Origin of the sequence: Lactovum miscens, from assembly GCF_014202895.1 — a bacterium.
GTDB lineage: Bacteria > Bacillota > Bacilli > Lactobacillales > Streptococcaceae > Lactovum > Lactovum miscens.
In genome coordinates this window covers 1-15059 of record NZ_JACHHV010000003.1, presented here as the reverse complement: position 1 = coordinate 15059, position 15059 = coordinate 1, and the positions used below count along the sequence as shown (strand labels likewise).

The 15059-nt window shown below is 38.0% G+C and carries 15 protein-coding genes; 5 read left to right on the top strand and 10 right to left on the bottom strand.

Going from position 1 to position 15059, the window contains the following annotated elements; genetic code table 11:
* Positions 1–76 precede the first annotated feature (76 nt).
* The 5 genes from hisS to yfmF all read right to left on the bottom strand — a co-directional run bounded on the left by hisS (position 77) and on the right by yfmF (position 5564).
* On the bottom strand, positions 77–1372 hold the full coding sequence (gene hisS / locus HNQ37_RS01310) for a histidine--tRNA ligase (RefSeq protein WP_183538549.1): 1296 nt from the start codon (positions 1370–1372) through the stop codon (positions 77–79).
* Positions 1373–1500: 128 nt separating this feature from the next.
* Positions 1501–2076, bottom strand: a complete 576-nt coding sequence (pgsA, locus tag HNQ37_RS01305; protein ID WP_183538547.1) for a CDP-diacylglycerol--glycerol-3-phosphate 3-phosphatidyltransferase — start codon at positions 2074–2076, stop codon at positions 1501–1503.
* A gap of 11 nt (positions 2077–2087) precedes the next feature.
* Positions 2088–2975, bottom strand: coding sequence for a helix-turn-helix domain-containing protein (locus HNQ37_RS01300; RefSeq protein WP_183538545.1), 888 nt, complete (start codon positions 2973–2975; stop codon positions 2088–2090).
* Positions 2976–3043: 68 nt separating this feature from the next.
* A complete protein-coding gene (yfmH, locus tag HNQ37_RS01295; protein ID WP_221288979.1) occupies positions 3044–4309 on the bottom strand; it encodes an EF-P 5-aminopentanol modification-associated protein YfmH in 1266 nt (421 codons plus the stop codon).
* Positions 4299–5564, bottom strand: coding sequence for an EF-P 5-aminopentanol modification-associated protein YfmF (gene yfmF, locus HNQ37_RS01290; RefSeq protein ID WP_183538543.1), 1266 nt, complete (start codon positions 5562–5564; stop codon positions 4299–4301). Before yfmF ends, yfmH begins: the two co-directional genes overlap by 11 nt.
* 38 nt (positions 5565–5602) lie before the next feature.
* On the opposite strand from yfmF, the gene yaaA reads away from it, so the two are divergent.
* Both yaaA and recF read left to right on the top strand, forming a co-directional pair.
* Entirely contained in the window at positions 5603–5977 is a 375-nt protein-coding gene (gene yaaA / locus HNQ37_RS01285; RefSeq protein ID WP_183538541.1) for a S4 domain-containing protein YaaA, read from the top strand.
* Between the two features lie 20 nt (positions 5978–5997).
* Positions 5998–7080 carry a DNA replication/repair protein RecF gene (gene recF, locus HNQ37_RS01280; protein WP_183538539.1) on the top strand — a complete coding sequence of 361 codons (1083 nt, stop codon included), beginning with the start codon at positions 5998–6000 and terminating at the stop codon, positions 7078–7080.
* Positions 7081–7122: 42 nt separating this feature from the next.
* Here the strand turns inward: recF and HNQ37_RS01275 are convergent, their stop codons facing one another.
* Genes HNQ37_RS01275 through miaA form a run of 3 tightly spaced genes read right to left on the bottom strand, consistent with a single transcriptional unit; the run spans position 7123 to position 9855 of the window.
* Complete coding sequence (locus HNQ37_RS01275; protein ID WP_183538537.1) at positions 7123–8031, bottom strand: SPFH domain-containing protein; 909 nt, start codon at positions 8029–8031, stop codon at positions 7123–7125.
* 42 nt (positions 8032–8073) lie between these two features.
* Positions 8074–8937, bottom strand: coding sequence for a hypothetical protein (locus tag HNQ37_RS01270; RefSeq protein ID WP_183538535.1), 864 nt, complete (start codon positions 8935–8937; stop codon positions 8074–8076).
* A 24-nt stretch (positions 8938–8961) separates the two neighbouring features.
* The gene (miaA, locus tag HNQ37_RS01265) at positions 8962–9855 is read right to left on the bottom strand and encodes a tRNA (adenosine(37)-N6)-dimethylallyltransferase MiaA (protein ID WP_183538683.1); all 894 of its coding nucleotides are present in this window, start codon (positions 9853–9855) and stop codon (positions 8962–8964) included.
* 101 nt (positions 9856–9956) lie between these two features.
* Here miaA and HNQ37_RS01260 point away from each other — a divergent pair, with 101 nt between their 5' ends.
* Positions 9957–10757, top strand: coding sequence for a COG4705 family protein (locus tag HNQ37_RS01260; protein ID WP_183538533.1), 801 nt, complete (start codon positions 9957–9959; stop codon positions 10755–10757).
* Positions 10758–10864: 107 nt separating this feature from the next.
* On the opposite strand, the gene HNQ37_RS01255 is transcribed toward HNQ37_RS01260, so the two are convergent.
* Both HNQ37_RS01255 and HNQ37_RS01250 read right to left on the bottom strand, forming a co-directional pair.
* A complete protein-coding gene (locus tag HNQ37_RS01255; protein ID WP_183538531.1) occupies positions 10865–12301 on the bottom strand; it encodes a glycoside hydrolase family 1 protein in 1437 nt (478 codons plus the stop codon).
* A 171-nt stretch (positions 12302–12472) separates the two neighbouring features.
* Positions 12473–13402, bottom strand: a complete 930-nt coding sequence (locus HNQ37_RS01250) for an IS30 family transposase (RefSeq protein ID WP_183538529.1) — start codon at positions 13400–13402, stop codon at positions 12473–12475.
* Between HNQ37_RS01250 and HNQ37_RS08565 the strand changes: the two genes are divergently transcribed.
* Both HNQ37_RS08565 and HNQ37_RS08560 read left to right on the top strand, forming a co-directional pair.
* On the top strand, positions 13379–14212 hold the full coding sequence (locus HNQ37_RS08565; RefSeq protein ID WP_183538527.1) for a UPF0236 family transposase-like protein: 834 nt from the start codon (positions 13379–13381) through the stop codon (positions 14210–14212). The genes HNQ37_RS01250 and HNQ37_RS08565 overlap by 24 nt on opposite strands.
* Positions 14140–14862 carry a UPF0236 family transposase-like protein gene (locus HNQ37_RS08560; protein ID WP_183538525.1) on the top strand — a complete coding sequence of 241 codons (723 nt, stop codon included), beginning with the start codon at positions 14140–14142 and terminating at the stop codon, positions 14860–14862. The genes HNQ37_RS08565 and HNQ37_RS08560 overlap by 73 nt, the downstream gene beginning before the upstream one ends.
* Positions 14863–15059: the final 197 nt, after the last annotated feature.

Below are 15059 nucleotides of genomic sequence, written 5' to 3'. Positions count from 1 at the left end.
GTACGCATGATGCCATTGCTTATCTTCCTATAATTTTATTATATATTAAGCTTGATTTTATTCATTTCTAAATGACTTAGCTTTCTATTTCACCCATAACTAACTCTTCATAAATTTCAGAAAAATCGTTGTAAAGATCATCCAGATCCACTTCACGCTCTTTACGGGTTTGGGCATTTTTGATTTTAGCCGTTTGATTAAGCACTTCATTTTCACCTAATGTAATTATTAGCTCAGCTTTGTAGGCATCTGCTGATTTATATTGAGCTGGTAATTTGCGATCCAAGTAATCACGATCCACACTATAGCCTTGCATACGCAATGACGAAACGAGCTTTGCTGCTTCAAGGTTAGCTTTAGCTCCAAGTACCGCAATATAAGCATGAAGCTCCATGTCATCCGTAAGATCAATATCTTCCATCTCAAGAATCATTAGTAAACGTTCAAGTCCTATAGCAAATCCAAAAGCAGGTGTTTCAGGCCCATCAAAATACTCAACTAATTTATCATAACGCCCACCACCACAAACAGTCATTTCTTTACCATCAATAATTGCAACTACCTCAAAGACTGTATTCGTATAGTAATCGAGACCACGTACCATTGAAGTGTCAATTTTATATTGAATACCTGATGCATTTAGAATTTCGCAAACCGATTCAAAGTGCTTTTTCGAAGCCTCATTTAAATAGTCAAGGATTGATGGAGCTGATAACAGGATTTGCTTATCTTGTTCTTCTTTAGAATCAAGAATGCGCAGAGGATTTTCTAATAAACGGCGTTGTGAATCCTCAGAAAGCTGATTTTTGTAAGGAGTCAGAAAATCTACAAGTGCCTGACGATAAGTCTCACGTGACTCAGCATCTCCAATTGAATTTAGATGAATCTTCAATGAGCTTAGTCCTAAGGTAGAGAAGAAATCAGTCGCCATAATAATTGTCTCAGCATCAACTGCAGGATTCTTTGCACCAAATATTTCAACACCAATTTGATGAAATTCACGTGTACGCCCTGATTGTGGACGTTCATAACGGAACATTGGACCACTATACCAGAATTTAACTGGCTTTTGAACTTCTGGTGCGTAAAGTTTGTTCTCAAGGTAAGCGCGAACGACAGACGCAGTTCCTTCAGGACGTAAGGCTATATGACGATCACCTTTATCCATAAAGTCATACATCTCTTTAGTCACGATATCAGAGGTCTCACCAGCTGAACGACTAAAAAGTTCATAACTTTCAAAAATAGGTGTTTCGATTTGCTTAAAGTTATAATTTCCGAAAGTGGCAGCAGCTAATGCATTAATTTGTGCAAAAGTCTCAGCAGCTTTTCCGAAAATATCAAGAGTCCCTTTTGGTTTTTGAAGTTTCATAAATTGTCCCATCTTAAATATATAAAATACACGAAAATCGCCTAAAGGCGATTTAAAATTTTAATACACCAACAACTTTTTTCTCTCTATAAATCATATTCAAAACCTCTAAAGAAAGAAAAACATAATTAATCTGCATCCTTGAAAACTTGCATATTTTGAGAAAAATAATCATAACCTGAATAAATTGTAAATATGACACAGATGTAGAAGAAGATCGTTCCAATGTATAATGGATCTCCTAGAAATAAAAAAATAACTGAAGCCATTTGAGTTGCTGTCTTGATTTTTCCTGGCATGGCAGCAGCCATCACAGTCCCACCTTGTTCAACTAAAAGCAAGCGAAGACCCGTTACTGCCAGTTCCCTACAGACAATAATTGCAACTGCCCAAATAGGTACTATATTAAATGCCACTAAAACAACGAAAGCTACCATATTAAGCATCTTATCTGCCAATGGATCCGCAAATTTACCAAAGTTACTAACAACCTTCCATTTACGAGCTAAATATCCATCTAACCAGTCCGTAAATGATGCAATTGTAAAAACAATTGCTGCAATTATCCAAATGAGTGAGCTATGACCACTTGAAACAATTCCATGGAAAATAGGACCTTGTGGAATGTAAAAGAGAATCACAAAAATTGGAATCATAAAGATTCGAAGCATCGTAAGCTGGTTTGGTAATTTTTCTTTTTTCATATCTTCCTTTATCAATTACTAAATGATGACGAACTTTGGTTTAGAGAAGTTGAACTACTTGATTGACTTTGAGTTCCACTAACATTATATATGATTTGCAAGTTAATCACGTTTGAAGGAACAGAAACTTTTGAAATATCAAGTTTTTGTCCATTAATTGTAATGGTCATAGATTTGATTTCACTAAGCGTCAAGGTTGATGTGGTTGTCTTCTTTTCTAGTGAAAACTCAGCCGACTTCTGCCCTGTAGAAGTTAAAGTGATTGATTGAGTAACATTTCCAGAGGCACTGGCTGTGGCTATGGCTACATTACTATTTAGGTCAAAGAGTAAATCTACCGTATCCTTATTTGTGAATATTTGTAAAATTTTACCATCAGCCGATAGATTCAGGCTTGTTTTAGAGGCCACCGTAGAACTGCTTGAAGGTAAACTATAATCATTAGGTGTAACAGTGCTTGACTTTGGTAAATTAAGAAAAACCATTAAGCTAACACTAAGAAGAATAATAATTGCAATTGTTGCCAGAACAATCATTGGCAAATATCGCTGAACCCAAGTTTTATTTTCTTCATCCTCTTCCTCACTTGGCAACGGGATTCTCTCATCAGGTCGAATGAAACGGTAATTGCCAGTATCTTCAAATGGGCCTTCTACTTCAACAGGAGAATCGTTTTCAAATGCCTCAAGAATCGCTTCAACATCTAAGTCTAATTTTTGAGCATACTGTTTCAAGTACGCACGGACATAGAAAGTACCTGGAAAAATGGCAAAATTCTCTGTTTCAAGTGCTGAAATGTAAATTTTCTTAATTGACGTAGTTTTTTCTGCCTTATCAAGGCTCCAGTCAAGCTTGGTGCGACGCTCTTTCAATAGGGCACCAATAGCTTTCTGCACCATTTTCCCTCCTTTCTAATAAAAATAAGATAGAATCCTTGTATCTCAATAAAATTCAGAGAAGTTAGGTTCTATTTCTTCGGCCGAATTAAAAATACAGAACATTCAGAGTTATCCAAAAAACTTTCTGCAAGTTTCAAAACTTTTTCAAGTGTAAGCTGTGATAAAACTTCTGAACTATCAAAAAAAGTTTTTCTTGAACTTTCGGTCATCGCTGTAAACTCATTAGCAATGTGTTCTTGTGAGTTTAAGGAAGCAATATGATCTCCAAGCATTTGGCGGCGAATCAAATCGAATTTCTCCTCACTCGTATCAGCATTAATTTTATACTTTTTAAGCTCGTCTTGCAAGATTTTTGCGAGCTTTTCCGGCTCTTTTGTGTCAAGGGTTGCCACAAAACAACGAAAGCGCGATGAACTCTCAAATTCATAGTTAAATGAATCATCAATTAGACCAGTTTTGTAGGCATTTTCATAAAATTTACTGGTTTTTCCAAAAATCATTGCAAAGAAGATTTGCATTGAAAGTCGATATTCTAGGTAATCTGCAGATGATACACCGTTATTTCCACGAAGACCAACCCCTAACTTATTATCGGAAACATCCATTGAAATTTCTGAAAATGATTGAGAGGGCGCAAATATCATTTCTTCTCGATCGATTTTTTGAACTGGTAAGTTTTTAAGATCTTGATTTTCGTGAAGCAATTCTGAAATTTCTAACACATCAAATGCCCCTGTCAAAAAGAGACACATGTTTGAGGGCTGATAGAAGGTTTCATAATTCTTATAAAGCATCTCTACCGTTATCTGACCAATTGATTCTGGAGTTCCTGCGATATCTTCGGCAAGAGGGGACTTTGGATATAGTGCAGCCAAAAGCCCAGCATAGAGGCGCCAATCGGGATCATCCTGATACATTTGAATTTCTTGAGTAATGATACCTTGTTCTTTAGCCACAGAAGCCTCTGTAAAATAAGGAGTCTGGACAAAGTCAATCAAAAGTTCAATGTTCTCTTTAATATTTTCAGTACCAGAAAAAAGATAGGAGGTTCTGTCAAAACTCGTAAAAGCATTCGTCTGAGCTCCTTGAGAACCAAACTTCAACATGACATCTCCCTCTTCTTTTTCAAAAAGCTTGTGTTCCAAAAAATGAGCGATTCCAGCTGGATAAGTTTTATCTGCAAATGTGATATCAAGTGAGCCAAAATTTGTTGAGAAAATCCCGTATGCCTTACTAATTTGAGAATTTGGTAAATAATAAACCGTTAATCCATTTTTAAATACTTCCGTATAAAGAGTTTCATCAATATTTTTATAATATTTTTCAGTAATCATTCGGAACGACCCCTTTCACTTGAAACTCTGCTTGTAAAGTCAAGCGCTCAGCAACATCTTGAACTTCTCCCTTAGTAACCTCTTCTAATTGTGACAGCCATTCTTTAGAGGTTAATTTACGTTCAGGTAAAATTTGATCAATAAATGCTTCTTCAACCAAATTAGCTACACTATCTTGGCTTGCTAAAAAAGCGTTTCTGAGAAGAGCTTTACATTGTGCCATATCCTCGTCAGAGAAATCACCATTCTTCATAGCTTCAAAAAGTTGTAGAGTTAGTTCTTTAACCCTAACGTAATCTGCTGGATCAATTCCAGCAGAAACACGGAATTGGCCAATAAAGCTGTCAAAATAAGAGCTGATCTCATAAGCTAAACTTTCCCTTTCCCTAACGATACTAAATAATTTAGAATTAGGTTGACTTCCATAAAGAGCATTAAAAAGTTGTAGTGCCATATAATCTTTGTCACCAAACTGAATTGGTAAATTCCAAGCAAGAGAAAGTTGTGACTGGAAGGCCTCTTTTTCGATACTGTGGCTTTCAAATAATTTAACGGGTTGTTGGTAAAAAATTTCAGTTAATTCACTTTTGCCTTTAAACTGCCAACTAGAAAAAAGCTCAGCAACTTCTGCTTCGGTAATGTTCCCTAGAACAAAGATATCCATAACATTTGAGGTCATCATTTCTTTATAATATTCAAACAGATGTTTTGCATCAATCTGTTTAAGTTGCTCAGCTGATCCCATGTTGGATAAACTGAATTCTTTCTTATCAAAATAGAGTTCACTCAAACCTTTGGCAGCAAGATAAGAATTGTCATCCAATAACGATTCAAAATAATGCAAAAGATTATTTTTTTCAATTTCAAATATTGAAGTATCAAATTGATTACCCGAAACTTTTGGTTCAAAAATCACTGTTTGAAGGAAATCCACTGCAGTCTTTAGTGTATCTTCCCCAACAAAACGTGGTTCTACCACATTCATAGCCAAAGTCAAAAAATGTTGAACTCCTTTGTTTGAAACGCTGGATGACATGCGAGTTCCATAATTCATTGCAAGGGCCGTCTCAAAGTCGCTGCTCGTGGCATACTTAGAAGATGAAACTTCAAAAAGATTTGACAAGAGCGCACGTTCAGCTAAATGCTCTTGATTAATTAATTCTCGAAAACGGACGACGATTCTGACTGTTTTAAATTTTGTTTCATGAATGAGCTGAATCTTCAGTCCATTCGCACTTGTTAAAATAGTTGGCATAGGGTTCATTATAGCATTTTCATGCTATAATGAATCACATGGAAACTCTTACGATTTATGAAGATTTTATTACTCTAGGACAGGCTTTAAAGGAGCTGGGTCTCATTCAAACTGGCGGCCAAGCAAAATATTTCTTGGCTGAAAATGATGGACGAATTTTTTACAATGGTGAGGTTGAAAACCGTCGTGGGAAAAAAATCTACCCAGGTGACCAGTTAGAGCTTCCTGACTTTGATATACAAATTAATTTTTTTAAAGCAGATGATGAAGAAATTGCGCAACGTAACGAAATTAAACAGCTTGAAAATAATTTTAAAATCAAAGCACAACTTGAGACTGCTTCTAATAGAATAAAACTGAAAAGCTCTCCTTCAGCTAAAAAAAATAAGCCTAGGTCTCCTTTTCATAAGTAAGACAATTAAAATTAAATATTATGAAGCTCAACAAAATTCAGCTAAAAAATTTCAGAAACTATGATAATCTATTTCTTGGTTTTCATCCCAATCTGAATATATTCTTAGGACAAAATGCTCAAGGTAAGACGAACATCTTAGAGAGCATTTATTTTTTGGCACTCACACGTAGCCATCGAACCAACCATGATTCAGAATTGATTCGTTGGGGAGCAGAGACAATGTCAATCAAGGGTGAGATTGAAAAAAATGGAACTCGGGTACCTCTTGAACTTCAGTTGAGTAAGGCTGGAAGGCTTGCAAAAGTCAATCATCTCCGTGAAAGAAAAATTGCTGACTACATCGGTCATCTCAATGTGGTCATGTTTGCCCCCGAAGATCTAGAATTGATTAAGGGTGCACCTGCAATCCGACGACGTTTTCTTGACATGGAGCTTGGACAAATCAAGGTGGCTTACCTTTATGATTCAGTACGTTATAATCGAATTCTCAAACAAAGAAATATTTATCTTAAGGAAAATTTTGGTAATATTGACCCAATTTTCCTTGATGTCCTAGATGAACAACTTGTTGACTACGGAAACAAAATTATGATTACTAGGAATAATTTTATTGAAAATCTAGAAAAGATAGCAAATGAGATCCACCACTCTTTAAGCCATGGGGTTGAAGATTTAAAACTTATTTATGAGAAAAAAGTTGTATCTGACTTTGCTTCTGAGCTAAAAAAGGCACGTTCCCATGATGCAATACGGCGTCAGACCAGCATCGGTCCACACCGAGACAATCTCCAATTCTTTGTTAATGGCATTGATGCATCAAGTTTTGGTTCTCAAGGTCAACAACGAACCATAATTTTATCTATCAAACTTGCAGAAATTGAGCTCATTTTTCAGGAGACAGGTGAATATCCCATTCTTTTGCTTGACGATGTCATGAGCGAACTTGATAATATACGCCAAATAGACCTCCTTGAAACCTCTATCGGAAAAGCTCAAACTTTCTTGACCACAACAACTCTTGATCACTTAAAAAATCTTCCAACTGAACTCCAAATCTTTAATGTCACAGCTGGAAATATAAAAAAATCTGAAGATCAATGATCCTCAGATTTTTTGAATTAAGTCATTCTATGTCCATGAAGGTTACTTTTTACTTGCTTCAAGAGCAGCCAACATTTGAGTTCTCAAATCTTGAATTCCCTCAGCACCAGCGGGAAGGAAGATAGTTGAGTTACCTTTACTAGCGAATTGGTTCAGAGTATCAAGATACTGGTTAATTAAGAGGATCGACATGATAGACTCCTCAGAAAGTTCTACACCTGTCTGTTTCATCTCGTTAATCTGTTGAGCAAGTCCATCAACAATAGCTTTACGTTGTTGAGCTAATCCGACACCATGAAGGCGATCTTTTTCAGCTTCTGCCTCTGCCGCAGTAACAACTTGAATCTTGTTAGCATTTGCTAACATTTGCGCTGCATCTTGCTTACGTTGAGCCGCGTTTATTTCGTTCATAGACTGCTTAACTTCCGAATTTGGTTCTATTTTAGTAATTAGAGTTTTTACGATAATATAACCATAACTACCCATTTCTTCAGCTACTTGCTTTTGAACTTCTAAAGCTACCTCGTCATTTTTGGCAAAGAGTGCATCCAAGGTAAGTTTTGGAACTGCAGAACGGAGAGCATCTTCGATATATGATTTGATCTGTTCAACAGGGTTTGTCAGTTTGTAGTAGGCATCCTTAATATTTTGCTCATTTACGCGATATTGTGTTGAAACATTCATGTTAACGAAAACATTATCACTGGTTTTCATTTCAACGAGGATATCTGATTGAATTAGTCGGAGTTGAATTCGGGCAGCAATACGATCAATACCCCAAGGAAGTTTTGCATGTATACCTGCTTGAGCTAAAGTTTTAAACTTACCAAAGCGTTCTACAACTGCAACGGTTTGTTGCTTGACCGCAAACAAAAGGGAAGAAATTGAAGCAATAACAACGATTACAATGACCAATAAAATCACCAAAGGAACAATGAGAGCGTAAACCATAATAACAACCTTTCTTGCTTTTCTTCAGAAAAGCGATAAAGCTTAAAAGAGAGTAGTTTCTTCAGGCAATTTGAATTCCGGAGATTTTACTAGTGATGAATCATTTGGAATTGCCGTTGAAGTTGGACTATCAACTGGATTAATTTCTTGTTTGATAGCGTTTGTTCCTTTCCTAGAAACTGGAGAGGTGATACTTTTTGACCTAGTACTAATTTTCGGTCTTACTTTTGGCTTAGCTACTCCTTTGTTTTGATAAATGATAAACTGTTTTAGAGCTGGATCATACTGCATAAGTGTTTCTATGCTAAAACTGTTCCCACCTTGCTCAATTAATTCATCAATATTGTATCCGTAGAACTTAATATAGGTTTCATTTTCAGCAGCAGACGTAATTGTTGTCAAATCACGTTGGTTGACGAAACGTTCAAACTTCTTTGGTTTCATATGAATTTCATCATTTAACTCAAAAATGACATACTGTGGGAAGATTTGAGAAAGGTTTAACATAAACTTTTGATTCGCTTTTTCAGGAAGTTCACTAAAAATGATAGCTTCCTCTTGTTCATTGATGTAGCTGAAGCCATAGGCTTTTCCATCAATATTTAAGCGAATAAAACGGAAAAGCTCATAATGAGAGAGACCTTCTATGCCAAAAGCAGGCTTTTGAAAAAACATACCAAAAGCTTGAGACATACCAAAGAAATATGAGGTGGCTTCCTGAGGATTACGTTTTTGGTAGAGTTCAGTAAAGTATGCGTTAATCACAGAAGGGGGTGGTAATAGTAACCGCATTTTCTGTGCTTCGCTCATTGTTGACAAACGATTTTCCAGATAAACCCTGTCTGTTTCCATATAACCGCCATATTTTGTTGCCAACGCAATATAATCAATATTATTTTCAACCATAGTATAAATAAGTCTTTCTAAATTTCAGTCGTCCTCTCTATTTCTAAGGAATTCGCTTATACACATTATAACATTTTCAAGGAAGTCCAGCTCAAAAACATCAAAGAATTTCACATCCATCCGATTTTTAAACCAAGTCAACTGACGTTTAGCGTATCGCCGAGAGTCCTGTTTCAATTTTTCCACAGCCTCTTCAAGAGAAATCTCTCCCTTAAAATATGGGAAAAACTCTTTATAACCTATTGCTTTTGATGCCTGAACTTGTTGGTAACCTTCAAAAAGTTTTTTTGCCTCGTCAAGAATCCCAACCTCAAGCATCCGATCTACGCGTTTATTAATTCGGTCATAAAGAATCGCACGTTCGGACTCAAGTCCAATATATCCAAAATCGTACGGGACTTCATAATTTTCTCCTTTCCCAAACTCTTGTAATTCAATTGCTCGGATAGCTCGTCGACGATTGAACTGCTGAATTTGATTTTCAGGATTCAAAGCCAATTTTAGTTCGTTGTCTGAATAAAACTTCAATCTTTGACGTAGTTTCATCATTGATTCATGATTTTTCTCCCCCCCAAGATGATATCCCTCAGTAAGCGCTTGAATATATAGGCCAGTTCCTCCAACAATAATAGGTAATTTCTCGCGTGATATAATATCCTCAATGGCAGTCATCGCAGACAAAACGAAGTCATGAGCCGAAAAGTTTTCATTTAAGTCTCGGATATTAATCAAATGATGAGAAATCCCACCCATCTCATCGCTAGTTACCTTTGCAGTACCAATATTTAAACCACGATAAATTTGCTGAGAATCTCCTGAAATAATTTCGCCCTTAAACTCATGCGCCAGTCTCACCGCTAAAGCCGACTTCCCCACAGCAGTTGGGCCTACCACAACCAGTACTTTTTTCTTCATGATTTCATTATACACTAGCAACAGAATTTCTTTTGTGTTGAAATAAATAATGAAAACAAATTTTTCTGATAATTTTAAGCTTCGCAGCATATACTTTCAAAGTTATGAACAAAATCAAACAACTTTGGCAGGCAAACTACCGTTCATCAAAGGTGCCTCAAATTGCAATACTTTTTTGGATGACAAAACTCATTTCTACAGGCCTTGGGGAGTCCATCTCTGACTTTTCAGTTAAGGCTATCTCTTCAAATCAAATTATTGGCGCTCTCTTTACAATGATTTGGTCAGCTATTTTATTTTTTTGCTTCTTGTGGCTTCAGCTAGCTACAAAAAAATATAAACCGGCTCCTTATTGGTTGACAGTAGCACTGCTGGCTGTCTTTGGTACCTTCATTTCAGATGCTGTTCGCATTGTCCTGGGTATCCCCCTCCTTGTAATGACGATTTTCTGGTTTGTGCTAATGCTTCTATCACTTGTGTTAATGAAAAAAGTGGCTGGGTCAATTTCAATTCACCAGATTTACAGCGGAAAAGCGGAGTTAATGTACTGGATTTCCGTCTCACTCTCCTTTATCATGGGAACAACTTTAGGTGATTATTTGGGTGACAGTCCGTCTCTTGGGGGGCTCGGACTCGGAAATTTGACCAGCGGAATGATTTTATTAATAATTTTTCTTGCCGTCTTAGCTTTCCGACATTTTGGGAGGGTTAAGGACGATACACTGATTGAAGTTATCAGCTTTTGGATCGCCTATATCCTGACAAGACCTATTGGTGCTAGCTTTGCTGATTATTTTGGTCGCTCAGTTTTTGGTGGGATAACAGGGGTGAGTATTATGATCATTGTTTGGTTGATTCTCTTCATCCCTCTCTTTATGACCAACATCCGAAAATTTAATAAATAAGTAAATCTCTCGAAAGAAAAGGGAAGTTAAATGAAGTGACCCCTAAAAGTTGGACTTTTGGGTGTCACTTCATTTAACTTCCCTTTCTTTTTATATTTTAAAAGTGATTAAAGCTCTTGACCATTTGTTTTGATGACATTTTGATACCAGTAGTAGCTATCTTTTGGAATGCGTTTCAATGAACCTTCCATTGTTTCATCCTGATCTACATAAATGAAACCATAACGTTTCTGGTAACCATTAAGCCATGAAAGTAAGTCAGTATAGCTCCAAGTATGATAACCAATGACTGAAGCACCATCAGAAATAGCTTCTTGGATAGATTTTACGTGGCTCGACAAGTAGGCGATACGGTAATCGTCGTGGACTTGACTCTCTTCAGGCTTATCGTATTCACCCAAACCATTTTCAGTAATCATGACAGGAATACGGTATCGACTAGTGATACGGCGCAAAGCAATACGTATACCCATTGGATCAATTTCCCAATCCCAGTTGGTACGATCAACAGCTGGATTTGAAACTTTCTTATAAACACCCGGAATTCCTTGTTCGCCACCTGAACCTTTGACACCCGTTGTATTCATTTCACCAATCTGAACACCACCATTGATTGGATTCCATGCATTAGCAGAGGATTGGTAATAGTTAATTCCTAGGAAGTTAGGATGAGCTGACTTCAACAACTCTTCATCGCCTTCTTCCATGTCAAACATAAGATTATTTTCTTTTAGGTAGGTAAGGGCAACTATTGGGTATACGCCTTGGCAATAAACATCCATCCAGAAGTTCGCAAAGATCTCTTCAGCATTCTCAGCAGCCAAAACATTCTTAGGATTGCTATCAATTGAATAGTTTGGTGTGTAAGCAAATGATGGACCAATTTCTCCAGGGATGTTCAATTCATGAAATTTGTTAATGACAGCTGCATTGACCAAGTTCGCATGGTGGTTAACTTGATAAAAAAGTTTCATGTCTTTCTTTCCGGGTGGATGCGTCGCAAGAACCCAACCATGTTGAGTAAAGACATTTTGCTCATTCAACGATATCCAATATTTAACTCGTCCCTTGAAGGCATTGAATAAAGTCTCCGCGTAGTTGACAAAGTCAGGAATGATTTGACGTGACTCCCAGCCATGGTATTCATCTTCCAAAGCTTGTGGTAAATCCCAGTGATAGATAGTCACTACTGGTTCGATATTATTGGCGATAAGTTCATCAATCAAATCTGAGTAGAATTTAAGCCCGGGTTCATTCACTTTACCTTTTCCATCAGGGAAAATACGTGACCAAGCCACTGAAAAGCGGTAGCTCTTTAGTCCGAGTTCTTTCATCAAAGCTACGTCTTCTTTATATCGATGGTAGTGATCGACGGCGACATCTCCATTTGTACCTTTGAAAGTTTTTCCAGGAATGCGGACAAAATTATCCCAAACACTAGCCTTTTTCCCGTCTTCAAAAGGCGCACCCTCAATTTGGTAAGCGGCTGAGGCACTTCCCCAAAGGAAGTCAGCTGGGAAACCTTTTAATACTCTATGTTCCATTAGAATCTCCTTTTATGTTCACACATGTTCATATTTATTTTGCGTTTACTCAATACTTAGTATGCCATATAATTTTATCAGAAAAAGCGCTTTCCAACGCTTGAAAATTACTTTTAGAAACAAGTTACTCAAATTAATAACTAGATCGATTTGGCAAATTGCAAATTTAATTTAGCCACCCCTATACATCTGAAGTGGTGTCTGATACTTGAACATTTTTCTTGGATAACGAGCCATCCAAGTCTCAATCTTGGCAACAGCCTGAGCTGTTGTTTGTTTTGTTCCTTTGGGTAAGAAACGTCTGATCATGCGGTTATGATTCTCATTGCTTCCACGTTCAAAGCTGGCATAGGCATGACAATAGTAAACCGGACAAGGCACCGCTTCATGTAAACGGGCGAATTCACGGCCATTATCCGACGTGAGGGATTCGAACTGAGTTTCCTTTTGAAGTGCTAAGAGTGCCGTATTGACAGATTGGGCAGACTTATCTGGAATCAGACGGATGATTTCAAAACGTGTTTGGCGCTCTGTGAGCGTCAAAAGGCAGTCATTTTTTTCTTTGGTCAAAAGCACCGTATCGATTTCCCAATGGCCGAATGCTTCACGTTGGTTAATTCCCTCTGGACGTTGGTCAATGGACAAGCCATAGGGACGCTTAGGGGGTGTTTTATGGAGCTTCTTTACTTTCTTATAATGCGGATAAAGTAAATTATGATATTTTACATCCAGCCAGCCTTTGTCTACCCAGTGATAGAGGGTACGAAGACAAACACCTGTCAGCTCTTGAAGAATGACTTCTAATGATTTTTTATCTCTGACACCCGCACGAATGGTTTTATTGAGGGCCGACGTGAGCTTAGAATGTCGGCCACAGTGACTCTTATTGGCTCTGTGGCATTCTTGTGCGTGAGTTGCAGAGTACTTTGTCTTTATTTTTAAGTGCACTTCCCCTTTATGAAGTTCATTGTTTATTGTTTGAGGCGCTTTATTTAAGCGCTGAGCGATTCGACGATTACTTAGCTTCTCCTTGTTGTGCCAACGCTCAATCAACTGACGTTCATAAGTGTAAAATAATTGGCGGTAGCTCAAAAGAGCCATCGCTTTTTGATTTCAGAAAAAGGACAAAAAGAAAAAGAACCTTTAAAATTGAGTTTGCGAAAACAACTTAGAAAGGTTCTTATGGACTCGATTTTATCACAGATAACGGAGATTTTGACAAATAAAGCGGGTATTTTAGAACGTGAAAGTATCTTGAATCATTTTTTAGAACACTTGGTGAGTGATTTGATAGGTCAAGCCCTGGAAATGTTGGATACTCAGTTGGTCGGTCCCATGAGAGAGAAGGGCTATCAAATCGCTAAACGTCGCAGTCGAACGGTGAGTTTCCTCTTCGGGACAGTCACCTTTCGTCGTCGCTCGTATGTTAAAGCTGGAGAAGTGTTTTATCCCGTGGATCACCTGCTCGGCTTAGCGCCGAAACAACGTCAATCTAAGTACGTTCAGAATGTCTTTGCGCAAGCGAGTACACGGGGTGTATTTAGGAAAGTGTCAGAGCTCATTAATTTGGTTTCTCCCCTCACGATTAGCCATCCACAGCTCCAACAATTGGCTAAGCAAATAGGGCAAGAGATTGACCGCAATCAAAGCAATGCCTTAGCGAATGCCCCAACCTCAGGGACACGACAAGTCAAAGTTTTGTATCTGGAAGGCGATGCATTCTCCGTGGGAAAACAAGGCGGAGGGAACTTTTATCTTCACCGTCTTCAAGTCTGTGAAGGGCGTCAAAAAGTGGGAAACAGCGGACGGAGCTTCGCCACTACCAAGAGTTCATTGATTTGGACCGAGAGAAGGCTTTTGAAGCGCTCGAAAATTATTTGGGTCAGACCTATGACTTGCATGAGACCCTAATTGTGAGCAACTCAGACGAAGGTTCCGGCTATCAGAAGAGCGACTTTGACAGCTTGTGTGGCGAAGCATTGTGCCATGAGCACTTTGTGGACCGTTATCACGTGAACAAGAAGATCAAGGAACGCCTGAAGTTTGTGCCCGAATTGGTGAAGGACTTTCAACAGGCACTGTACGCTTACGCTTCTGAAAGCTTGGTTCCTTTTTATGAGACGATTGAGAGCTTGTGTGAAACACCAGAAGAGCTTGAGAACCTGCACTTACTTCAAGCCTATATTCAGCGTAATTGGCACTCACTCAAGCCTTTCAAACAACGTTCCCTTCTCAAAGATTGTGAGGCGATCCTTGGGACTTGTGAAAGTCACCACCGTCTCTATACTTATCGGACGAAGAAACAAGGGCGACGTTGGCGTAAAGCGGGCGCTCAGGCGATGGTTAAGTTGCTCAGCGCACGTCGGAATCAAAACTTTAACACCTATACTGATTATGACTTCCTTCCTGAAATTGAAGTGCCTGCTTATGACTGGCACCACCTTTTTAGGGCTTACCAGAAGCCAACCTCAGAGCTCAAGAAGGTGATGAAATGGGATTACACTTCACTTTACCAAGCGCATCTTGGCCCTCACAAGCTCAGGATGGGCTTTAAAATATAAACAAAAATTCAGTTTTGAAGATTTACAGCCAATTATTTGACACTTACCAATCTCGTTGTTAAACAAATCCAACTAAGGATTAAGATAAAGCTTATTCTGAACGGCAAATTGCAAATTTAATTTAGCCACCCCGATACATCTGAAATGGTGTCTGATACTTGAACATTTTTCTTGGATAACAATTCATCCAAGTCTCA

Bases quoted from the DNA above. Each gene is read 5' to 3' on its own strand.
- hisS (WP_183538549.1), bottom strand. From the start codon at position 1,372: ATGAAACTTCAAAAACCAAAAGGGACTCTTGATATTTTCGGAAAAGCT.
- pgsA (WP_183538547.1), bottom strand. From the start codon at position 2,076: ATGAAAAAAGAAAAATTACCAAACCAGCTTACGATGCTTCGAATCTTT.
- HNQ37_RS01300 (WP_183538545.1), bottom strand. From the start codon at position 2,975: ATGGTGCAGAAAGCTATTGGTGCCCTATTGAAAGAGCGTCGCACCAAG.
- yfmH (WP_221288979.1), bottom strand. From the start codon at position 4,309: ATGATTACTGAAAAATATTATAAAAATATTGATGAAACTCTTTATACG.
- yfmF (WP_183538543.1), bottom strand. From the start codon at position 5,564: ATGCCAACTATTTTAACAAGTGCGAATGGACTGAAGATTCAGCTCATT.
- yaaA (WP_183538541.1), top strand. From the start codon at position 5,603: ATGGAAACTCTTACGATTTATGAAGATTTTATTACTCTAGGACAGGCT.
- recF (WP_183538539.1), top strand. From the start codon at position 5,998: ATGAAGCTCAACAAAATTCAGCTAAAAAATTTCAGAAACTATGATAAT.
- HNQ37_RS01275 (WP_183538537.1), bottom strand. From the start codon at position 8,031: ATGGTTTACGCTCTCATTGTTCCTTTGGTGATTTTATTGGTCATTGTA.
- HNQ37_RS01270 (WP_183538535.1), bottom strand. From the start codon at position 8,937: ATGGTTGAAAATAATATTGATTATATTGCGTTGGCAACAAAATATGGC.
- HNQ37_RS01260 (WP_183538533.1), top strand. From the start codon at position 9,957: ATGAACAAAATCAAACAACTTTGGCAGGCAAACTACCGTTCATCAAAG.
- HNQ37_RS01255 (WP_183538531.1), bottom strand. From the start codon at position 12,301: ATGGAACATAGAGTATTAAAAGGTTTCCCAGCTGACTTCCTTTGGGGA.
- HNQ37_RS01250 (WP_183538529.1), bottom strand. From the start codon at position 13,402: ATGGCTCTTTTGAGCTACCGCCAATTATTTTACACTTATGAACGTCAG.